The 20,524-nt window shown below is 61.1% G+C and carries 20 protein-coding genes and 1 other RNA gene; 11 read left to right on the plus strand and 10 right to left on the minus strand.

Annotated elements, in window-relative coordinates:
* The first annotated feature begins 25 nt into the window (after window positions 1–25).
* Window positions 26–1,447: a chloride channel protein gene (locus DWX63_RS01185; RefSeq protein WP_199411053.1), complete on the plus strand. Its 1,422-nt coding sequence runs from the start codon at window positions 26–28 to the stop codon at window positions 1,445–1,447.
* An 86-nt stretch (window positions 1,448–1,533) separates the two neighbouring features.
* A complete protein-coding gene (locus DWX63_RS01190) occupies window positions 1,534–2,496 on the plus strand; it encodes a diacylglycerol kinase family protein (protein WP_117842560.1) in 963 nt (320 codons plus the stop codon).
* Between the two features lie 86 nt (window positions 2,497–2,582).
* Here DWX63_RS01190 and DWX63_RS01195 read toward each other — a convergent pair whose 3' ends face one another.
* From DWX63_RS01195 to DWX63_RS01210, 4 genes are all read right to left on the minus strand, one after another.
* A complete protein-coding gene (locus DWX63_RS01195; RefSeq protein WP_370445859.1) occupies window positions 2,583–2,963 on the minus strand; it encodes a peptide chain release factor-like protein in 381 nt (126 codons plus the stop codon).
* Window positions 2,964–3,046: 83 nt separating this feature from the next.
* Window positions 3,047–3,625 carry a xanthine phosphoribosyltransferase gene (locus DWX63_RS01200; protein WP_117639195.1) on the minus strand — a complete coding sequence of 193 codons (579 nt, stop codon included), beginning with the start codon at window positions 3,623–3,625 and terminating at the stop codon, window positions 3,047–3,049.
* A gap of 158 nt (window positions 3,626–3,783) precedes the next feature.
* Window positions 3,784–5,088: an MFS transporter gene (locus DWX63_RS01205; protein ID WP_117639193.1), complete on the minus strand. Its 1,305-nt coding sequence runs from the start codon at window positions 5,086–5,088 to the stop codon at window positions 3,784–3,786.
* Window positions 5,089–5,230: 142 nt separating this feature from the next.
* Window positions 5,231–6,514: an O-acetylhomoserine aminocarboxypropyltransferase/cysteine synthase family protein gene (locus tag DWX63_RS01210; protein ID WP_117842561.1), complete on the minus strand. Its 1,284-nt coding sequence runs from the start codon at window positions 6,512–6,514 to the stop codon at window positions 5,231–5,233.
* 230 nt (window positions 6,515–6,744) lie between these two features.
* On the opposite strand from DWX63_RS01210, the gene DWX63_RS01215 reads away from it, so the two are divergent.
* Window positions 6,745–7,191 carry a C-GCAxxG-C-C family protein gene (locus DWX63_RS01215; protein ID WP_233514425.1) on the plus strand — a complete coding sequence of 149 codons (447 nt, stop codon included), beginning with the start codon at window positions 6,745–6,747 and terminating at the stop codon, window positions 7,189–7,191.
* A gap of 67 nt (window positions 7,192–7,258) precedes the next feature.
* On the opposite strand, the gene DWX63_RS01220 is transcribed toward DWX63_RS01215, so the two are convergent.
* The 3 genes from DWX63_RS01220 to rpsA form a co-directional block, all read right to left on the minus strand.
* Window positions 7,259–7,897 (minus strand): YigZ family protein, encoded by a 639-nt coding sequence (locus DWX63_RS01220; protein ID WP_199411055.1) that lies wholly within the window; start codon window positions 7,895–7,897, stop codon window positions 7,259–7,261.
* Window positions 7,898–8,227: 330 nt separating this feature from the next.
* An RNA gene (rnpB, locus tag DWX63_RS01225) (RNase P RNA component class A) lies at window positions 8,228–8,589 on the minus strand.
* A gap of 343 nt (window positions 8,590–8,932) precedes the next feature.
* Window positions 8,933–10,099 carry a 30S ribosomal protein S1 gene (gene rpsA, locus DWX63_RS01230; protein WP_022095232.1) on the minus strand — a complete coding sequence of 389 codons (1,167 nt, stop codon included), beginning with the start codon at window positions 10,097–10,099 and terminating at the stop codon, window positions 8,933–8,935.
* 315 nt (window positions 10,100–10,414) lie between these two features.
* Here rpsA and DWX63_RS01235 point away from each other — a divergent pair, with 315 nt between their 5' ends.
* On the plus strand, window positions 10,415–11,173 hold the full coding sequence (locus tag DWX63_RS01235; RefSeq protein WP_117842563.1) for an HAD family hydrolase: 759 nt from the start codon (window positions 10,415–10,417) through the stop codon (window positions 11,171–11,173).
* Window positions 11,174–11,260: 87 nt separating this feature from the next.
* Here DWX63_RS01235 and DWX63_RS01240 read toward each other — a convergent pair whose 3' ends face one another.
* On the minus strand, window positions 11,261–11,650 hold the full coding sequence (locus DWX63_RS01240; RefSeq protein WP_118098410.1) for a hypothetical protein: 390 nt from the start codon (window positions 11,648–11,650) through the stop codon (window positions 11,261–11,263).
* Between the two features lie 298 nt (window positions 11,651–11,948).
* Here DWX63_RS01240 and trpS point away from each other — a divergent pair, with 298 nt between their 5' ends.
* The 3 genes from trpS (at window position 11,949) to DWX63_RS01255 (ending at window position 14,555) form a co-directional block, all read left to right on the plus strand.
* Window positions 11,949–12,998 carry a tryptophan--tRNA ligase gene (gene trpS, locus DWX63_RS01245; RefSeq protein ID WP_117842564.1) on the plus strand — a complete coding sequence of 350 codons (1,050 nt, stop codon included), beginning with the start codon at window positions 11,949–11,951 and terminating at the stop codon, window positions 12,996–12,998.
* 136 nt (window positions 12,999–13,134) lie between these two features.
* A complete protein-coding gene (locus DWX63_RS01250) occupies window positions 13,135–13,965 on the plus strand; it encodes an HAD-IIB family hydrolase (RefSeq protein WP_233505115.1) in 831 nt (276 codons plus the stop codon).
* 227 nt (window positions 13,966–14,192) lie between these two features.
* Window positions 14,193–14,555, plus strand: coding sequence for an MGMT family protein (locus DWX63_RS01255; protein WP_199411056.1), 363 nt, complete (start codon window positions 14,193–14,195; stop codon window positions 14,553–14,555).
* 1,407 nt (window positions 14,556–15,962) lie between these two features.
* Here the strand turns inward: DWX63_RS01255 and DWX63_RS01265 are convergent.
* Complete coding sequence (locus DWX63_RS01265) at window positions 15,963–17,213, minus strand: MFS transporter (protein WP_117799207.1); 1,251 nt, start codon at window positions 17,211–17,213, stop codon at window positions 15,963–15,965.
* A gap of 394 nt (window positions 17,214–17,607) precedes the next feature.
* Here DWX63_RS01265 and DWX63_RS01270 point away from each other — a divergent pair, with 394 nt between their 5' ends.
* From DWX63_RS01270 to DWX63_RS01285, 4 genes are all read left to right on the plus strand, one after another.
* Entirely contained in the window at window positions 17,608–18,627 is a 1,020-nt protein-coding gene (locus tag DWX63_RS01270) for an SPFH domain-containing protein (protein WP_117842565.1), read from the plus strand.
* A 64-nt stretch (window positions 18,628–18,691) separates the two neighbouring features.
* On the plus strand, window positions 18,692–18,883 hold the full coding sequence (locus DWX63_RS01275; RefSeq protein WP_117842566.1) for an Arc family DNA binding domain-containing protein: 192 nt from the start codon (window positions 18,692–18,694) through the stop codon (window positions 18,881–18,883).
* 346 nt (window positions 18,884–19,229) lie between these two features.
* Complete coding sequence (locus tag DWX63_RS01280) at window positions 19,230–19,850, plus strand: helix-turn-helix domain-containing protein (RefSeq protein ID WP_117762863.1); 621 nt, start codon at window positions 19,230–19,232, stop codon at window positions 19,848–19,850.
* 100 nt (window positions 19,851–19,950) lie between these two features.
* Window positions 19,951–20,304 (plus strand): hypothetical protein, encoded by a 354-nt coding sequence (locus DWX63_RS01285; protein ID WP_117842567.1) that lies wholly within the window; start codon window positions 19,951–19,953, stop codon window positions 20,302–20,304.
* Here DWX63_RS01285 and DWX63_RS11445 read toward each other — a convergent pair.
* The coding region (locus DWX63_RS11445; RefSeq protein WP_233514426.1) for a hypothetical protein at window positions 20,301–20,524 on the minus strand (224 nt) is incomplete at its 5' end. The two genes, DWX63_RS01285 and DWX63_RS11445, sit on opposite strands and share 4 nt — an antisense overlap.

The following is a 20,524-nucleotide window of genomic DNA, read 5'->3' on the forward strand; positions in this document are numbered from 1 at the left end:
GTGTTGCAACCCAAAAGAGGAACGTATGGCTTTTACCGACAAACCCGAAAGCGCAAACGAGGCGCAGGATCATTCCCAGTCGCTCGACGACGGCGGCTTTTTCTCCCTTAATGACGTCATCATGGCAGGCAGGCAACAGCTCACCCGCTCCGAGCATCTCTTGGCTGCCGACACGCGCCGCAACGCCCGCAACCTACTCGCGAGCGCCAAGTTGCTCGCGCTCGTCGTCATCGTCTCGCTCGCCATGGGCGTTGCCGCTTGGGCGTTTTTGGCCTCGCTGAATATCGCGACCGACTATCGCGAGCACCACGCGTGGGTCTACGCATTGCTTCCCGTTGTGGGCATTGCCACCGCATGGGTGTACAAAAACCACGGCCTTGCCGCCAAACGAGGCAACAACCTGGTCATCGACTCCGCTCTGGGCACACGCCTCATCCATATGCGCATGGCCGTCCTCACCTTCGTCTGCTCCACGCTCACGCACCTAACGGGTGGATCGGCCGGTCGCGAGGGAGCCGCGGTGCAGATTGGCGGCACCATCGCCAGCAACATCTCGAGCCTCGCCCACCTCAAAAAGCATGACCACCACGACCTCATGCTCGCCGGCATCTCGTCGGCCTTTGGCGCCGTATTCGGTTCGCCCCTTGCTGGAGCTTTCTTTGGCATGGAGATGTGCTTTATCGGCAAGATCGACTACACCGCGGGCATCTACTGCCTGGTCGCCTCGTTTACCGGCTACTTTACGTCGCTTGCCTTGGGAACCGAGTACGAGGCGAATGTCATCGCCAGCGTTCCCAACATGACACCACGGACGGTTGTCATCGTTGTTATCAGCGCCATTATCTTCGGCCTGACGGCACGCCTCTTTGCCTGGTCGGTTCGAACCGTCAAAAGCCTGTACAGTCGCTTTATCACCAATTACCTCGTCCGCGCACTCATAGGCGCACTCGTGGTTTTGGCCGCCTATGCCCTCCTCGACGCCTGGAACTACGCCGGCCTTTCCACGTGGCTTTCCGGCGCCGGATTTGCAGGCAACACCACCCTGGCGGACGCAGCCATCAAGTTGGTCGTCACAGCGCTTACCCTGGGCGCGGGCTTCCAAGGCGGCGAGGTCACGCCCCTGTTTGGCATCGGTGCGGCACTCGGTGGCTGGATCGGTTGCCTTACCGGGCTTGACCCCAGTTTTCTGGCGGCCCTCGGCATGCTCGGCGTCTTCTGCGCCGGCCTCAACGTGCCCATCACCACCTGTATGATGGCCATCGATCTGTTCCACGGAACGGCCGCCGGGTTCTTTGTCATCGTGGCCTTTATCAGCTACCTAACCGGCGGACACCGCGGCGTGTACCCCGCCCAGCGCATCATCTCACCCAAGCGCCGTTCGCTTATTGTGGATGAGGGCGGTACGGTAGCGGACGCTATCGAGCGCCACAACGACCTGATAGAGTAGATGTAATAATCGCCGTGCAGCCACAATCGGGGGCAATTCGACCTGAGCGCGACCGCACTGTCATGTCACACGCCGGGAGTCGCCCCATGCACGCAACTGATTTTGGTCGCACGCTCATCATCGCCAACCCAGCCGCCCAGTCGGGTGCGGCGCGCGAAGTTGCCGAGCGCCTGCAGCGCTTTTTGGACATGACTGCACGCGCATCCCAGTTTGACCTGGTGTTGACCGAGCGTATGGGACACGCCAAGGAGCTGGCCGCGCAGGCTCAGGGCTATCGCACCGTTATCGCCCTTGGCGGCGACGGCGTGATTCACGAGGTCGTCAACGGGCTTATGACGCAAAAGGAGGACGCCCGCCCCGCTCTTGCCGTCCTGCCCGTGGGCTCCGGAAACGATTTTGCCCAGACGCTCGGCATCGACGATTTCTCCGGCAAGGATTTTGGCGCGCTGCTCACCTGCGAGCTGCAGCGTCAGGACATCGGGCGCATTCGCTCGCGGAGCCCTGCGAGCGGCAGCGGCGAGGCTACCGTTGAGTACTACGACCAGACGCTTTCGGTCGGCATCGATGCCGCTATTGGTCTGGGCACCACCGAGTTGCGCAAAAAGACCGGCTTGACGGGTGCTCCGCTCTACACCCTCTCGGGACTTGAGCAGTTTGGCCTGCGCTATCGCAACTACCCCATGACAGTCAGCTTTGACGGCACGCCCGCCGAGCGCGTGAGGGCGATCATCATGGCAATTCAGCTGGGCCCCACCTATGGCTCGGGCTATCGCATCTGTCCCGATGCCGATCCCTGCGACGGCATACTCGACGTCTGCTACGCCTGCGGCCCCGTCCCACGCGCGGTTGCCCTGCCCATGTTCCTTTCGGCCAAAGACGGCCACCATACCAAACTGCCGCCGATTCGCATGCGCCGCTGCCGCCATGCCGAGCTCACGTTCGAGGAGCCCGACTTCCCCATCCAGGCCGACGGCGAGCCCGTTGTCGCCTCGCGCATCGAGGTCGACATCCTTGCCGGCGCCCTCCACATCTGGCGCCCCACCCGCTAGCCACCCCTAAGTTGCGGTGAAATAGGGACTGTTTATTCAGCTAAAGCCGAAAAACAGTCCCTATTTCACCGCAACTTATGAGGAAGCTATTCGTCGCTGCCCGGTTTGCGACGGTTGGCCTTTTTTATGGCGTTGAAGTGCTTGTCATTGAGCCTGCGCTGGCGAGAGCACTGGGGCACCTTGGTCTTTACGCGTCGGCGCGGTGGACGCCCGCGACGCTCAAGCTCAGCGCGCAGCTTACGCAGGCAGCTACTACGGTTTTGGAACTGACTGCGGCTCTCGCGCGCCGTCACGGTAATTCCCGAAGGGATATGTTTCATGCGCACCGCCGAGTCCGTCGTGTTGACGCCTTGTCCGCCCGGACCCGTCGCGCGAAACACCTGCACCTCGCAATCGCGCGCCAACTCCTCGACCGACATCTCGGCATAGCGTGCATACTCGCGCCATCCCATCTTGTTCTCATCCATATCAACACCTCCCCTCATACAAAAAATGTGACAAAGGGACGGTCCCTTTGTCACATCGCATACCAATCGCTTGTGTTGCGCGCTTAGGCGAAGGTGATCTCGCCGGTCTCGCAGTCCATATCGGCGATACGGGCCAGGCTCTCAACGCGGAAGCCGCGCTCGCGGAGCTTATCACCGCCGCCCTGGAAGCCCTTCTCCACCGCAATGCCAATACCGGACACCTCGGCACCCGCAGCCTCGCAGATCTTGATAAGACCCTCGAGCGCGCAGCCGTTGGCCAAGAAGTCGTCGATGATCAGGACCTTGTCGCCCTCGGACAGGAAGCGCTTGCCAACGATGACCGGGTACTCCTTCTGCTTGGTAAAGGAGTAGATGGTCGTGGCATACTGCTCGCCGTCGAGGTTGATGGACTGGGCCTTCTTGGCAAAGACCACCGGCACGCCGCCAAAGTGCTGGGCTGCAATGCAAGCCATACCAATGCCCGAAGCCTCAATCGTCAGGATCTTGTTGATCTCGACATTCTTGAACAGACGGGCCCACTCGGCGCCCATGTGGTCGAACAGCTCAACGTCGCACTGGTGGTTGAGGAAGGCATCAACCTTAAGGACGTTACCGGCCTTTACGATGCCGTCATGGCGAATACGATCCTCAAGCTCCTGCATGGCGCAACCCCTTCTCGCGGCAACGATACCGCGCGATTAATAAACGTTGTTCGATAGTCTACCACGGACCGACCCCCGCCTGTCCCACAAGCCGCATCGCACCACAAACCAGTCTTTTTGGGACGGCGCGAATACGTGGCAGGCAGCCTCCCAACACGCTAATGGCGGGCGCACATCCTCACCAAACGCACCATGGCGAGCGCAAAACCCACAGCGGCCACAGCCATGAGCACGTAGAACACCGAGCGAAAGCCGAATAAGAACACATCTGGACGGCCTGCAACGAAACTGGTCACGGCCTCGCCCATCGCCACGCTCATCTGCCCATACAGGATATTCGACGCCACCGTAATACCGAGTGCCATGCCGGCGTAGCGCGCCAAACTGCCCAAGCTGCCAGCAAAACCGAGCGCTTCGCGCGGAGCCGAGCCCATGTACAGGGAGTTATTGGGGCTCTGGAAAATCGACGTGCCGCACGACATAAACGCGACACAGCACACGATCGCAGGGATGGAGGAGTGCTCGTCGAGCGTACTTACCGCAAAGAGACCGCACACGTACACACCCAGGCCGACCGCCGTGGGACCCTCGCAGCCAACACGGTCCGAAACCGTACCCGAAAGCGGCCCGATAAAGGCATTCACCATCGGCAGCGCCAAAAAGAGCAGTCCGGAAATATCGGAGCTAAAGCCATGGGCATCCTGGAAATAGAACGGCAGCACAAACTCAGATGCACCGATGCCGATAAACACAATAAGCATGCATGCCAAGTTAATCGTAAAAGCCGAACTCGCAAAGCAGCGACGCGCGGCCTCCGCCAGCGACATGGGGCGCTCGCCGGCCTCCGGCTTAACATGCGGCAGTGTGTAAAGCCCCACGATAAACGAGATGACGCCAATGGGCAGGTTGATGAGGAAGATGCTCTCCCAGGGAAAGCTTGCCACCAGCATGCCGCCGAGCACGGGACCACACATCATGCCGAGGGCCACGAAAGTCGCGAGGATACCCATGGCACGACCGCGCTCGCGCGCCGGAAACGACTCGGTGATGATGCCCATGTTGTTGGCCATGGCCGCCGCGCAACCAACGCCCTGAACAATGCGCGCCAGAATAAGAACCTCGAGCGAGGCCGAAAGGCCGCACAGCAGCGAGCCGACCGTAAAGACGATGACGCCCAGTTGGAATACGCCCACCTTGCCGCGCACGTCGCCCAGACGGCCAAACGGCAGCATAGCCACGCATGTCGCAAGCAGATACACCGAGCTCACCAGCTGGATGCGGTCGAGGCCCACGCCCAGCTCCTTTTGCATCACGGGCAGTGCCACGGTCACGACGGTCGAATCCAGGCACGCCATAAACGTCATGATGAGCACGGTAAACAGAATCGCCCATTTGTTCTTGCCATGGGTGTCGCCCTCTAGGGCAATGTGCTCGCGGCGCAGCTGCTCTGCGGTTTTCTCCATATCCATCCTTTCGAGTGGCGCAACACAAAAACGGGGCCCCAATCGCCTGCAAACAGCCGCGATTGGGGTCCCGCCTACGGAATCGGAACGTAAAGGTCGCCGAAGCCCTCTGTCGGCATCGGCGACTTATGCGAACGCTAGCCTAGCACTGCTCGAGAGCCTGCTCAAGGTCGGCAATCAGGTCGGCCGTGTCCTCGAGGCCGCACGACAGGCGCACCATGTCGGCGGAGATGCCACAGGCGATGAGCTCCTCATCGTTCATCTGACGGTGCGTGGCGTTAGCGGGATGCAGGCAGCAGGTGCGGGCATCGGCCACATGCGTGGCGATCTGGGCGAGCTTGAGGCTCTTCATAAAGGTCTCGGCCGCCGCACGACCACCGTTAAAGCCAAAGCTCACAACGCCGCAGGTACCGCTAGGCATGTACTTCTGAGCCAGGTCATAGTACTTGTCGCCTTCCAGGCCCGGATAACTCACGAAGCGCACCTTGGGATGGCTCTGCAGGAACTTGGCAACGGCCAGGCCATTCTCGCAATGACGCGGCATGCGCACATGCAGGCTCTCGAGCGAGCTGTTCAGGAAAAACGCCGCCTGCGGGTTCTGCATAGGGCCGAGGTCGCGCATGAGCTGCGCGGTGGCCTTGGTAATGAAGGCGCCCTCGCGACCGAACTTCTCGGCATAGGTCACGCCGTGGTAGCTCTCGTCGGGCGTGGTGAGACCCGGGAACTTGTCCGCATGGGCCATCCAGTCAAACTGGCCGTGGTCGACAATCACGCCACCCAGGTAGGCTGCATGGCCATCCATGTACTTGGTGGTGGAGTGCGTGACGATGTCGGCGCCCCACTCAAAGGGACGGCACATCACAGGCGTCGGGAAGGTGTTGTCGACCATCAGCGGCACGCCGTGGTCATGCGCGGCCTTGGCAAAACGCTCGATATCGAGCACGGCAAGGGCAGGGTTGGCGATCGTCTCGCCAAAGACGAGCTTGGTGTTGGGCTCAAAGGCTGCCTCCAGCTCCTCATCGGTGCAGTCGGGAGCAACGAACGTGCAGGTAACGCCCATGCGGCCCATGGTATGGGCAAGCAGGTTGTAGGTACCGCCGTAGATGGCAGAGCTCGCGACCACGTGATCGCCGGCACCGGCCACGTTAAAGATCGCGAGGAAGTTCGCAGCCATGCCCGAGCTCGTGAGCATCGCAGCAGTGCCGCCCTCCATCTCGCAGATCTTGGCGGCAACCAGATCACACGTGGGATTCTGCAGACGGCTGTAGAAGTAGCCCGACTCCTCCAGGTCAAACAGCTTGCCCATGTGCTCGGACGTGTCGTACTTCCACGTGGTTGACTGGTAGATAGGCACCTGACGCGGCTCTGCATCGCCCGGGCGATAACCGCCCTGAACACACGTGGTACCGATGGTCTGCTCGCTCATATCCAACTCCCTTACTTGGGTTTTGATTTTATTCGGTTCACGATACCGCTACCCCGCACCCCTCTCAACCCATCCCGCCGATAGGTTATGAGACAAATAAATCAGGGGCATTCGTCTCAGCCTTAGGCATTTATTCGATGGATATACATGAGGCATACATGAAGCTCTCGATGATTACATGCCCCGTCACGGGTACCATAGGCGGGTACACCGTGACCAAGGAGACAACGATGAAGCAAATCGATACAGCCCAGCTCGACATCACCGCCTGTCAGGCTCAGGCTGCCGAGTACCACGCCCGTGGCTTTAATTGCGCGCAGGCCGTCGCCTGCACGCTCGCGCCCGCCGTCGGGCTCGACCCCCAGGTCGCCTTTACCCTCACCGAGGGCTTTGGCGCCGGCATGGGCGGCATGACCGAAACCTGCGGCGCCATCTCGGGCGCCGTGGCCATCATGGGCTTTGTAATGAGCGACGGCATGGAAAACCCCAAGACCAAGGGCCAGACCTACAAGCTGTCGCGCGAGATCGCCAAGCGTTTTGGCGAGAAGAACACGACGACCGTCTGCGGCACGCTCAAGGGCGTCGGATCGGACAAGGGTCCGCTCCGCAGCTGCCCCGGCTGCATCGACGATGCCATCGAGATCGCCTGCGATGTGCTAAAGCAGCTCGCCGAGTAAACGGCGGCAACATAAAACGACGGCCGGCGCGCTTGGGATCCATCCAAAAGCACACCGGCCGTCGCCGTTAGAACTCGGCAAATTCGGGAGCGCCGACCTCAATCTCCTCGCGCCCTGCCATAAGCTCGCGCATCTTAGCACAAAACGGTTCCTGCTCCCCCGCTTTGAACACCAAATGAAGTGTCACGGCATCCGCGTAATCGGTATCCGAAACCTTGGCACCCGAATCCTGCGCCAAACGAAGCACCTGCTCATACTGCGGATAGGCCACATGCACGTCAACAGGCACGACACTCGTCATCTCGACGATCTGCCCGGCCTCCTGAGCCGCGGCCACCGCCGCCTGCGTCGCCGCGGTATAGGCGCGCACCAAGCCACCAGGCCCCAGCAGCGTGCCACCAAAATAGCGCGTTACCACGCAGCAAACATTTTTGAGCCCAGCGCCGCGAAGCACCTCGAGCGTCGGCATGCCGCTGGTTCGACTCGGTTCACCGTCGTCGCTCTGACGCTCGCGTCCATCGACCAAAATCCAAGCGGGAACATTGTGTCGAGCATCGTAATGACGCTTGCGGACCATCTCGATAAAGGTATTCGCCTCATCCTCAGACTCAATATGGACCAGCTGGGCAATAAACCGGCTCTTACGGTCCACAAACTCGCCCGAAGCCTCAATATTCGATTGCAGAGTAAAATAGCTGTCCAACAAAGCCCCTCAACAACAAGCAAAGCAACAAACAGCCTCAATAATACGGCAAAGGCCGTACCGTTTACCCCGGTAAATAGAACGGCGACGCCGATGACCAGGCAAAAACAGCGAGACGGCGTCAGCTGAGTCGATTTGGCCCGAAAGAGGAGGGAGCACGCCTTATGGCGGCGACCGACGAATGAGCGCCAAATCGGCCAGCTGACGCCGTCGAAGGCGAGAACCCGTCAGCGCGAGCAAGGTGCCTTGAAAGCTGAGGGCATTGACCTTATGGTCATGCCCGAAGGCTTGAAAGGCAGATTGCCGCGCTGACGGGTTCGCAGCGTCAACAAAGTGCTGAGTGGGCCTATAAGCCGGGTTCTGTCGTGAACGGTCATTTATCTTGTCTGCACGTTACCGTGCAGCTCCACGCACGCTACCCGAACGCGGACCGGGCCGGCCCATAGCGTTCCTATTCGCGCTTGCTCCGGATGGGGCTTGCCAAGCCGCCGTGTTGCCACGACGCTGGTGGTCTCTTACATCACCGTTTCAGCTTTTCCCTTTACGCCTTGCGGCGCAGGTGGGAGTCTTCTTTTCTGCGGCGCTTTCCGTCGGATCACTCCGCCCGGCCGTTAGCCGGCATCCCGCCCTCTGGAGCCCGGACTTTCCTCACGCGTGCTGCAAGCAGCACATCGCGCGACCGTCTGGCCCACTCAGCAGTGCAAGAGTGTAGCACACCGTCAGCATAGGCAGCAGCACAACACAAGCGCTCGACACGATAAACCAAGAACCATGTCATGCAGTACAATAGGAACGCCGATGGGCAACGTTGTCAGTCGAGACGCGACCGCGCTCCGCACCCCTCCGTCTACTCGGTGCGTTCCCGCCTCCTCCCCGAGGCGGGATGTCGGCGTTTTTTCATGCACCGACAACTCAATAGCAAGCGAATAGCCCAAGCAGCGTTACGCGCAGGCACTACCGAACATCTCGGCAGTAAATGCAAAAAGGGACCCGTCCATTACGGACGGATCCCTTAAAACAAGTGATCGTCAAACCGATTTACTCGGCGTCGGTCTCCTCGTCCTTCTTCTCGGAAGGCAGCGGGGTAACCTCGATCTCGACGCCCAGAGTCTCAGCAGCGGACTTCATGGACAGGGAGATACGACGACGGTCGAGGTCGATCTCCATGACCTTGACCTGAACCTTGTCGCCTACGTGGGTGACCTGAGAAGGCTGATCGACGTGCTTGTTGGCCATCTCGGAGATGTGCACCAGGCCCTCGATGCCCTCGCCCAGGTCGACGAAAGCGCCAAACGGGACAAGCTTGGTCACCGTGCCCTCGACGATAGCGCCGACGGGGTACTTCTTGACCAGTGCGCGCCACGGATCCTCGGTGGTCTGCTTGAGACCCAGGGAGATGCGCTCGCGGTTGAGATCGACGTCGAGAACCTCGACCTCGACCTCCTGGCCGACCTTGACAACCTCGGAAGGATGGTTGACGTGGTTCCAGGAGAGCTCGGAGATGTGGATGAGGCCGTCGATACCGCCGAGGTCGACGAAGGCGCCGAAGTCGACGATGGAGGAAACAGTGCCCTGGAGACGCATGCCAGATTTGAGCTTGGACAGAATCTCGGAGCGCTCGGCCTTACGGGACTCCTCGAGCACGACGCGACGGGAGAGGACGACGTTGTTGCGGTTGCGGTCCATCTCGATGACGCGGGCCTCGATGCGGGTGCCCATGTAAGAGGTGAGGTCCTTGACGCGACGGAGGTCGACGAGGGAAGCGGGCAGGAAGCCGCGCAGGCCGATGTCGAGGATCAGGCCGCCCTTGACAACCTCGATAACCTCGCCCTCGACGTTCTCGCCGGAGTTGAACTTCTCCTCGATGCGGTTCCAAGCACGCTCGTACTCGGCACGCTTCTTGGACAGGACCAGACGACCGTCCTTGTCCTCCTTCTGGAGAACCAGGGCCTCGATGGGATCACCGAGTGCAACGATGTCTGCAGGGTTAGCGTCCTTGCGGATGGACAGCTCGCGGACCGGGATAACGCCCTCGGACTTGAATCCGATGTCAACGAGCACCTCGTCATGCTCGATCTTAACGACAGTGCCGTTAACGAGATCGCCCTCATCAAAGTCGGTAATCGTACCGTCGATGAGGTTGTTCATCTCCTCCTCGTTGACATCGTCAAGAGAGAAAATGGACGAGTTCTGAATCTCACTCAAAGGTGGACCCCTTTCGAACTACGGGGCCCCGATTGCTAGGACCTACAGATGGGTGCGACAAGCACACAACGTTTAGGAACACTCGGGAGCCGACAGATACTGATGTGACGCTTATGCAATCACGTCCGTATAGATTACGGGGAAATCGCTTCGATTTCAAGCGTGAACTGCGATTTTTTACTCGTATGGAGACTTTTTCGCAATCTTGTGAACGACTGTCTCCACAAGTTGACGATGAGCAGCTAGGCACACTGCTTTGGGGTAAAGTATCCCAGACATACGATTCTGGAACGATTTTTCGAGAAAGGTGCCCGCGTGCTCAAAGCAGTCGTTTTCGATATGGACGAGACGCTTCTTAGCATCAACCTCAACGCGTTCATCCTTCGCTATTTTAAGGATGTCTCGTCGATGCTCGCGGATATCGGACGTCGCAGCCGCGGGGGCACGATGGCGCGCCTCGGCACCATCCTGGTCGACCTCAACGCCAATCGCCGCAGCAGCACGGACAATCGCACCAATCTTGAGTTTTACCAGACCGAGGTCGAGCGCCGGTGCGGCATTTGCCTCTCGGACCCACTTATCTACGAGGCGTTTACCTACTACGATAACGAAGTTCTGCCGTACAAGAACGATGACATGATCAACGCAAAAGCCATGCCGGGTGCGCACGCCGCGCTTCAAGCCGTACAGGACGCAGGGCTGCGCTGCGCGCTCTTCACCAACCCCAGCTTTCCTCAAGGCGCCATCGAGTGCCGCATGGGCTGGGGCGAGCTGACAGACGCGCCCTTCGAGCTCGTAACGCACATGGGCAACGCTACGCGCTGCAAGCCCGATGCCACATATTATCTAGAGCAGCTGCAGGTCATGGGGCTCGAGCCACATGAGGTCCTCATGGTGGGCAACGACCCCAAGCGCGATTTCCCCAGCCCCGACTGCGGCATTCAAACCGCCTATGTGGGCCAAGGAAAGCCCGGCCGAGCCACCTGGCGTGGAACCATGGAAGACTTCGCCCGCGACTTTAACGCCGTAGCAGAAGCCTTCTACGAGCACCAAATAGCCGACGAACTAAGCTAGTCCCCAAATCAGGAATGGGGCGCACGTTTGCCCCACGCTTCATTACGTGGGCAACGGCTTGAGGGCAAGATGCGATGCCCCAGTGTCCTAGGCCGTGATCATTTTGACGCGTTCGCCGATTTTGGCGTCGCGCTTGTCGGAAATAACAGTAAAGCCCTCCAGGTCGCACACCTTTACATTTGAAAACACGTGGAACTTGGAGCTATCGGCGAGTACGTAACTCGCCTGGGAATTCTGCATCACGATACGTTTTTTGATAGCCTCGGGATAACCTGGCGTCATGATGCCGCGGTCCTCGTCCACCGCGTTGACACCTATAAACGCCCGGTCAAAGTACAGCTCGCGCAGCGCGCTCTCAACCATAGGACCGGTGAGCGAGCAGGTAACGGGGTTGAAGTCGCCGCCAATTACCACCACCTTAGCAGCAAGCTCGCCCGTAAACCGACATGCATAGCCGTTGGTGGTGTAGATAGTCACCGGCTTGTCGACGAGCAGGCTCAGGAGCGCCGTCGCGGTGGTACCGGAGTCGACAGCGAGATGAGACCGTCACGCCCGGAGACCCCGCTTTCGCCGCCGAGGAGCGCGCGGCGCACGTGGCCCATGAGGAGCGGCTCGAGCATATCGAGGGGCTCCTTCCCAAGAAGGGAAACGACCCTGCGGGACGACACGGCGAAAACCATCGTTGATTCCGGCAAGAGACGCCGTTTCTCTGGTAGCTTCATCTTCAACCAAGACCGACAATGCCGGCCAGGCACTCAACCCAAAAGGAGACAGCATGCCCAACGAGCTCAGCTATGAGGTCAGCCTCGAGCGCAGCAACCAGATCCGCGCCGACCTGCCGCAGCACCCCGAGAAGTTCACCATGCTCACCGGCGACCGCCCCACCGGCCGTCTGCACCTGGGCCACTACTTCGGTACCCTCAAGGGCCGTGTTGAGCTGCAGAACATGGGCGCCAAGACCAACGTGCTCATCGCCGACTACCAGGTCATCACCGACCGCGACACCACCGAGCACATCCAGGACAACGTGTACAACATGGTCATGGACTACCTTGCCTGCGGCATCGACCCCGACAAGACCATGATCTACACGCACTCCGCCGTGCCCGCCGCCAACCAGCTCATGCTGCCGTTCCTGTCGCTGGTCTCCGAGGCAGAGCTGGCGCGCAACCCAACGGTCAAGGCCGAGATGGAGGCCTCGGGCCACGAGCTCACCGGCCTTCTGCTCACCTACCCGGTGCACCAGGCCTGCGACATCCTGTTCTGCAAGGGCAATGTGGTGCCCGTCGGCCGCGACCAGCTGCCGCACATCGAGCTCACCCGCACCATCGCCCGCCGCTTTAACAACCGCTACGGCAAGGTGTTCCCCGAGGTCGACGCGCTGCTGTCCGAGACCCCGCTACTGCCGGGCCTGGACGGTCGAAAGATGAGCAAGAGCTACGGCAACGCCATCAACATCTCGATGACCGCCGAGGAGACGGCCAAGCGCATCAAGAAGAGCCAGACCGACTCCGAGCGCATGATCACGTTTGACCCCGAGAACCGCCCCGGCGTGTCCGGTCTGCTTTCGACAGCCGCCATCTGCACCGGCCGCTCCGAGGTCGAGATCGCCGAAGAGATTGGCATGGGCGGCTCCGGTCAGCTTAAGAAGTACGTGACCGAGGCGGTCAACGAGCACTTCGCCCCCATCCGCGCGCGCCGCGAGGAGCTCGTGCAGGATATGGACTACGTCAAGGACGTCCTGCACGAGGGCAACCGCCGCGCTAACGAGGTCGCCGAGGCCACGCTCGCCGAGGTGCGCGAGGCCATGGGCATGGTGTACTAAGCCATCCGGCTCGCGGAAACGCGCCGCGACACGCGAATGGGCCATCTTCACGTGTCCACGCCTTCGACATAGCCAAGGTCTTACGAGGTGGGCGATAATAAGCCCGCCTCGTTTTTTACGTTGTATGGGGGATTGCATGTACCGACTTGTTGCCAGCGATATGGATGAGACGTTTCTCGATGCCGACCACGCCATCCCGGCGTCCAATCTCCGAGCACTCAAACGCATGAGGGAGCTCGGTGTGCTGTTCGTCCCTTCGAGCGGGCGATGGTATTCCTCTATCATGGACAACTTCTCGGGGGAGGCCCGCGAGCTGATCGAAGACGGCTATGTGCTCTCCTATAACGGCGGCTTCATCAACCGCGTGGGAGACCCCACCCCGCTCACCACCTGCGGCCTTTCCAACGAATGCGCGAACGCGATCTATGCAAAGGGGCTCGAACTCGGACTCTGCATGCACGTCAACGTCGCCGACGGCCACGTGTTCGTGAATGACGCACCCACACGGGAGCGCGACTATCTGGAATCGATCACCGGGGTCACTCATTTTCGCGGATCTGACCATCCCGACCTCTCATTCCTTGAAGGCCGTGGCATCGTGAAGATCCTGTACGTCGACTGGGACTTCGATGAGCTGCAGGAATTGGGCCGCAAGCTCGCGCCGATGGCCGAGCGACTCGGCGTTGACATCACCTTCTCCTCCAAGCGCTACCTCGAACTCATGCCCGCAGGCGTTGACAAAGGGACGGGGCTCACGCGCCTTGCCGATATGCTGGGAATTCCGATGTCCGAGGTCATCGCCGTTGGTGATTCCGCAAACGACCTCTCCATGATCAAGGCGGCGGGACTGGGCGTCGGCGTGGCGAATGTCACCGACGACGTGCGGCCGTATTGCGATGTCGTCCTTGAAACGGCTGGGACTGAGGGTGCGTTCTCCGAACTCATCGAGCGATTCCTTGAACCCTAACGACCACATGTCACTGTGTCTTTCTATTTGTAACCCTTGATTAACTTATGGAGAGGCTGTGTGCTCGTCGGTCTACGACTTGGGTCTCAGAGAATTAGCTATAGTTAACTTGATGAAGGCACAGGCGAATTAAAGACCTTCGACACGAACGTTGCGCCTTCCCTCCCCTCGCGCAACACCTCTTTGGAAAGGCGCCCCGCACATGTGGGGCGCCTTTCTTGACTACAATGGCGATATCGATTGAAAGTGAGGGCGGCATGGCAGACCGGGACACCGACGGATTCTTCAACCGCGTATACGACGTGGTACGCCAGGTGCCCTGCGGCATGGTTGCCACATATGGTCAGATCGCCAAGCTCGTTGGTGAGCCCCGTCGAGCCCGATACGTGGGATACGCCCTGCACGTCAATCCGGAACCCGGCACCATCCCCTGTCATCGCATCGTATTCGCCGACGGACGCCTCGCGGAGGGGTTCGCCTTCGGTGGGCCCGAGGCGCAGCGCACACTGCTCGAGGACGAAGGCGTCGCCTTCCTCGCCAACGGACATGTCGACCTGCAGGCCTCTCGCTGGCCAGCGGGCCTGGTATGACAAGGGGCGCCGACAGCGCCCCTTCCCGTTTTGGATCCTTGGCAGGCAACCCAATCAAACGGTCGCCTCGAGTGCGTCCCCCGCGCGGTCGAGTGTGCTTCTGACCTTGGCACCCTGTTTGAACCACGTGCGCAGGTCCTCGAGCGTGCTGCCCGCTTGCATACACCTTGATTTTGCGACCACCCCTCGTGGTCACCGTGCAGCGGTCGCCGCTCTCGCTGTTCTCGTGCGCCGTGATCTTCTTGAGGTAATCGCGGCGAAACGCCACGACGCGGGCGTTGCTGATCTCGATGAACCAATCGTCATCGACAAGCGAAGTACCCGTGGCACCTCGGCTTGCCATCTCCTCGGAGAAGGAGAAACCGAGCGTGCGCTCCTGCCTGCCGATCTCGAGGATGCCGCGGGCCGGCATGCCGAGCATGAGCAGGGGCAGGAACCCCCCTATGAACAGGAACAGGAACGGGATGAGCACGAGCAGACGCGCACCCTCGTCGGTGAAGACCGCCATGAAGGCGAGGACGAGCGAGAAGACGAGGGCCATGCCGTTGAAAACAATCGTCAACGGCTTGATGGCAGACCAACACAGGCCCGCCTTGGTCATGGGACCGTCGACGGCGTCCGAGACTTCGATGCCCTCTTCCTCCAGACGGGCGAGGAGGTTGAGCGAGCACACCCCCTCGAGGCTTATCGAGCAGAACTTCCGGTCGCCCTCGAACAGGTCGATCCTCATCATCTGCGCGTGAAGCGTTGCACGGGTGATGTTGCCAAACGTCGTCTCCTTGCGGATGCCGAAGGCGTTACGCGAGAGAATGCGCCCACCGTCCACGTCGATACGCGGGATGCTCAGCAAGGCCCAGATAGCCATACCCGCGAGCGCCATGGCATGACCGAACCACACAAGTTCGTGGTCCCACTCGCCCAGCGAGACGCCCTGCCAGACGTAGACACCCAGCATGAGCAGTTCGAACGCGACGGCGCAGCAGGCGATGATCGTGCGGATGGCTACGGGCATGCGCACCGTGAAGCAATCGAGGCTGTCCGTTGCCTCGCTGCGCTCGCGCGCGCCGCGGCGGGCGACCCATGCAGCGAGCGGGCCGACGATGAACACGGTCATACCGACGCGCAGAATGGATTCGAGCAGATTACTCATAGGGGCCACCGCCTCGGGCTCTGGAGATTAACTGCAGGAAACGCTGCCAGAACGATGGGATGCGCACAACGTAAGGAGCCGCGTATCGGCAAGCGGCGGCATCGCAATCGCCCGGCGAACAGATGATGATCGGCGCCGGGCCAGACGAATTAAACAAAAGGGTGGTCGACGGCGCCCTCGCAGGCGCACCGTCGACCACCCTTCACGTCGCAGCGACCCTACGAGCCGTCCGAAACGAAACGCACTCCGCCAGAGCGCTACCCAATCTTGCGGATGCTCGGGATCGCCCAGGTGATGCCTGCTAGGATCACCATTGCAGCACCGATAAGCACGAAGCACGCGCTTACGCCGATGGCGTCCGCGAACAAGGTCGATGCGACGAGCCCCACGGGCATAGCCCAGCTGCAGACCGCTCCGTACAGACCGAAGACGCGGCCCATGCACTCGGGATCGACGCGCTCCTGCATGAGCGCCATCTGCGGCGCGCTGTACAGCGGACTCGAGACCCCCATCGCGAACGTAAGCCCCAGAAACACAACGAGCGCGGAAGGGGGCACGAGGCCGCCCGCGAGCGTGCCCGCTCCGAAGAGGCCGATGGCCAGCGTGCACGAAAGCGCGCGGTTCTTAAGGCCACCCGTCGCCCCGATCCAGCCGCTCGCCGCGATCATGCCGACCGAGAACGCGATCTCCGCGATAGCCGACTGCGTAGTGGTGCCCCCAAAATGGTCGAACACCATGAGCGGGAACAGCGCGGATATGGGCGAGAACAGGACCGAGAAGGCGAAGCCGATCCAGAGCATGGCGAACAGACCGTGATGGCGTTTGAGCTCGCGGTACCCGTTGGCCGTCTCCAATAGGAAGGCCCGCACCGCGCGGTGCGACGCCTCGGCGTTCTCCTCGGGCGTATGGCGCTCGGGCGCCGGCGTCTTGATGCCGGAGGTCGCCACCGCGATGCTCGCGAGCACCGCCCCGGCGACATCGAGCGCGATCATGAAAGTCAGACCAAACGCCGGGTAGACCGCCGCGGCGATGGCGTTGCCGATGATATAGCTACCCGACTGCATGAACTGCAGCATGCCCGCCAGCTTGCCGAGCACCTCGGGCGGGGCGATGAGCGGTGTGAGCGCGTTGAAGGCGGGCGTATGGAGCGTGCTGCCCAGCGCACGGACGAACAGCACCGCCGCCACAACGGCGACAGAAAGGTCGCCCCGAAGCGAGCCGAAGACAAGCGTGAGGCTCACGGCCGCGATGAAGAGATCGGCGCCGATCATGAGACGCTTGATGGACGTGCGGTCCACGATGGTGCCCGCGAAGGCGCCGAGGAGCGCCATGGGCAAGAAGGCCGCCAGGCTCACGAACGACAGGGCGCTCGCGGAGCCGGTGGTGAGGGTGACGTGCCAGATGAGACCCATCTGCAGAATGGAGCTCGTGAGCACGGAGAAGAACTCGCCGATCCAGACGATGGCGAGCGAGCGCTTCCAAGAAGCGCAGGGATTCGGTTGTGTCATGGAATAATCCTTTGATGCGATCGGTGGTATGCAGCGAAGTACCGGTCGCTCACGCGACCGTGGCTAGAGCCAAATCCTCATGGAAGCAAGCATGGTGCAGCTCCCCTTTCCAAATCTAGAGGTAAACCTTCAGCCGTGAGTGGGGCTATTATAGGGACTTGCGAGCCAAGATGCAACAGGAAGACCTCTACGGAGCGTAGATGCCGGGCGCCCCGAACCACTTATGCCATGAGAGACGGCATCCGATTCTCCTTGACTTGGTCTCAATGTGATATCACAAAGCAATCAGCAGTCGCACGGACTGCTCGGGGACTCGCCTCCTCCCCATCGCAATCTGGAGCGCGGCGCCGGGGACGTCACGCAAACGCCGGCGCAGTCATGAAAGGAACTCACAATGAGCGTGGAAAAGCAACTCAAGGCCAAGTCGGGCTACGGCATGCTCGTCGCCGTGGCGGTGGCGCTCATCGTCATCATCGGCCTCTTTATCTGGAGCACCATCGGGCTCGCGAGCACGCCCGACGGCGTCGACGCGCCCGCAGTCTACGGATGGGGGCTCGGCCTCAGCATCCTCGCGTTTTGCCTGTGGTTCATCCCACTCAACGGATTCTTCTCGCTGCAGCCCGGCCAGGCGCGCGTGTGCATCCTGTTCGGCAAGTACGTGGGCACCGTCCGCGACGAGGGCTTCTTCTGGGCCAACCCGTTCTTTAGCAAGAGCATGGGCGGATCGGCCGGGATCGGCGAGATGATCGAGCTCGAGATGAGCGATTCCAAGGCCGCCAAGGCCGCGGCGCAGAAGGCCGCCAAGGGCAACCCCACCACTATCTCCACCCGCGTGCGCACCCTGAATGGCGAGCGCCTGAAGGTCAACGACAAAATGGGCAACCCCATCGAGATCGCAACCGTCGTGGTGTGGCACGTCGCCGATACCGCCAAGGCGCTCTTCGACGTCGACGACTACCAGAGCTATGTCGCCATGCAGGCCGAGACGGCGCTGCGCCACGTGGCGAGCGTGTACGCCTACGACCACCTGGAGGACGAGTCCGATGCCGCCGGCGCCATCACGCTGCGCGCCAATGTGGAAGAGGTCTCCGAAGCCCTGCGCTGCGAGCTCGCGATGCGCCTGGCACCCGCCGGCGTGGAGGTCGACGACGCCCGCCTCACCCATCTTGCCTACTCCCCCGAGATCGCCCAGGCGATGCTGCGCCGCCAGCAGGCGGAGGCCGTCATCGCCGCACGCAAGAAGATCGTCGAGGGCGCGGTCTCCATGGTCGACATGGCCGTGAAGGAGATGGCTGCCGGCGGCACCATCGAGCTCGACGACGAGCGCAAGGCGCAGATGGCCAGCAACCTCATGGTGGTGCTCTGCGGTGAATCCGAGGCGCACCCGGTGCTCAACGCAGGCTCGCTGTACTAACCCCAACACCAATGAGTAATTTGGGGACGGGTGCAAAATTGCACATTCGACAAGAAGGCACGTCATGGCACGCAAGCAGTATCCACTCCGTATAGACCCCGCTATCTGGGAGGCCGTCCAGCGCTGGGCGGACGATGAGATGCGCAGCGCCAACGGTCAGGTGGAATGGATCTTGCGAGACGCCCTCAAACACGCGGGAAGGCTGCCGAAGAAAGAGCCCTCGTCCAAGGACGCGCCCAAAGGCGAGGAGGGCTAAGCCGGGAAGACAGGGCTCGGGCGCGGCCGACGTCGGGACAAAGCCGCGCTCTGCCTCGCCAGCGCCGAGGCAGAGCTGAGCCCCGCCGCTCCAAAGTCGAGCCGAGCGGCGGGGCCAACACCAACCCAAAGCAAGCTCGCCCCCTCTATACGCACCAACCTGCCCCCGGAGGCATCCGCCTTTGGGGACCGTTCTTTTCCCAGCTAGATGTCGTATATAAAGCCTTTTGACAGCTCGATTTTGCCCCGTGGGGGTCAAATATAAAGACCTTTGATGGTACGATGCTCGCGTCAATGACATGGTGGCTCTCGACAGGGGTCACCCCGACCCTCTAGGGAGCAAGCGCATGGAGCTGGGCTCGCACATCAAGGAGCATCGCACGGAGCTCGGACTGTCCCAAGACGATCTGGCGGAGCGCATCTACGTGTCGCGCCAGACCATCAGCAACTGGGAGTGCGGCCGCACGTATCCGGATGTCCAGAGCCTACTGCTGCTTTCCAACGTGTTCGGGGTGACCGTGGACTCCCTCATCAAAGGAGATGTGGAAACCATGGCACAGGTAATGAACGAAGCGGTCAAGAAGTACAACGCCCTCTCCACAATCACGGTCGTGAGCGCGGTCGTGTTTTTGGTGCTGAGCGCGTGGGCGGCGTTCCAGTTCGAATGGGGCTGGGGCATGCACATCGCGCCCACCGCGGCGTTTGCCGCCGTGGCGCTCGTCGTGATGCTCGTGGCGTTCGTGTATATGGAACGCATGAAGAAGCAGCACGACCTCGTCACGTACCGCGAGGTGTTGGCGTTTAGCCGCGGCGAGCAGGTCGATCGCGACACGCTCGAGGGGCGCCGTGAGCGCGAGATGAACCCTTGGGTCAAGGGCACGCGCAACGCGGTGCAGATCATCATCGGCGCCATCGCCGGCGGACTGGTGGGCGTCGGCATCGGCATGCTCGCCAAGATGCTGAGTTAAAAGCGCGGGTACGCACCCGTTCCCCGAAATGGTATCCCCCTTTGCCCCCATTCTGAAGATGTATGCCAGAATGGGGGCGATTCCCGTTAGGAGGTGCCCCATGAACGTCACCGTACGCGCGTCCCTCATCGCATTGATCGCAATCGTTGGCGCCTGCTGGGCAATCCCCGTCCTCCTGGTGAGCATCGTCCCATCCGATGCCGGCATGATCGCCATGATGACGCTGATCTACCTCGTGCTCCCCGTAACTGCGATCGCCCTCGGCCTGCTCGCCGCGAACTCCGCGAGGACGCTCTTCTGGGTACCCGCGGCGCTCGGAATCGGACCCGCGGTCCTGTTTCCCCTCAAGGTCGAGGGCAGCCAGGACCTTGCGTTCCATGGGGTTGCCTATACCGCAATCGGCTACGCCGCCATGGGCCTGTACACTTGGATGACTGCTCGACAACATCGCTAAGCCATCGCAGCAACAATCATGCAGGTAAACCCCGTGCAAAACAGTTTTTGCAGCGCCCGGCAAGCCTTGCCGCATATGATGTACAACAGATTCGATAGCGCACCCGGCGTGTTCGCGGGACGCTCCTTCACGACCGGGAGGTGACGATGGACATCAGCAACCAGATCAAGACGAGGCGCGAGGCGATGGGGCTCTCCCAAGAACAGCTCGCCGAGAAACT

Origin of the sequence: Collinsella sp. AF20-14LB, assembly GCF_003459505.1 — a bacterium.
GTDB lineage: Bacteria > Actinomycetota > Coriobacteriia > Coriobacteriales > Coriobacteriaceae > Collinsella.

Excerpts from the sequence above, each read along its gene's own strand:
- DWX63_RS01185 (WP_199411053.1), top strand. The coding sequence starts at position 26 with ATGGCTTTTACCGACAAACCCGAAAGCGCAAACGAGGCGCAGGATCAT.
- DWX63_RS01190 (WP_117842560.1), top strand. The coding sequence starts at position 1,534 with ATGCACGCAACTGATTTTGGTCGCACGCTCATCATCGCCAACCCAGCC.
- DWX63_RS01195 (WP_370445859.1), bottom strand. The coding sequence starts at position 2,963 with ATGGATGAGAACAAGATGGGATGGCGCGAGTATGCACGCTATGCCGAG.
- DWX63_RS01200 (WP_117639195.1), bottom strand. The coding sequence starts at position 3,625 with ATGCAGGAGCTTGAGGATCGTATTCGCCATGACGGCATCGTAAAGGCC.
- DWX63_RS01205 (WP_117639193.1), bottom strand. The coding sequence starts at position 5,088 with ATGGAGAAAACCGCAGAGCAGCTGCGCCGCGAGCACATTGCCCTAGAG.
- DWX63_RS01210 (WP_117842561.1), bottom strand. The coding sequence starts at position 6,514 with ATGAGCGAGCAGACCATCGGTACCACGTGTGTTCAGGGCGGTTATCGC.
- DWX63_RS01215 (WP_233514425.1), top strand. The coding sequence starts at position 6,745 with ATGAAGCAAATCGATACAGCCCAGCTCGACATCACCGCCTGTCAGGCT.
- trpS (WP_117842564.1), top strand. The coding sequence starts at position 11,949 with ATGCCCAACGAGCTCAGCTATGAGGTCAGCCTCGAGCGCAGCAACCAG.
- DWX63_RS01250 (WP_233505115.1), top strand. The coding sequence starts at position 13,135 with ATGTACCGACTTGTTGCCAGCGATATGGATGAGACGTTTCTCGATGCC.
- DWX63_RS01255 (WP_199411056.1), top strand. The coding sequence starts at position 14,193 with ATGGCGATATCGATTGAAAGTGAGGGCGGCATGGCAGACCGGGACACC.
- DWX63_RS01265 (WP_117799207.1), bottom strand. The coding sequence starts at position 17,213 with ATGACACAACCGAATCCCTGCGCTTCTTGGAAGCGCTCGCTCGCCATC.
- DWX63_RS01270 (WP_117842565.1), top strand. The coding sequence starts at position 17,608 with ATGAGCGTGGAAAAGCAACTCAAGGCCAAGTCGGGCTACGGCATGCTC.
- DWX63_RS01275 (WP_117842566.1), top strand. The coding sequence starts at position 18,692 with ATGGCACGCAAGCAGTATCCACTCCGTATAGACCCCGCTATCTGGGAG.
- DWX63_RS01280 (WP_117762863.1), top strand. The coding sequence starts at position 19,230 with ATGGAGCTGGGCTCGCACATCAAGGAGCATCGCACGGAGCTCGGACTG.
- DWX63_RS01285 (WP_117842567.1), top strand. The coding sequence starts at position 19,951 with ATGAACGTCACCGTACGCGCGTCCCTCATCGCATTGATCGCAATCGTT.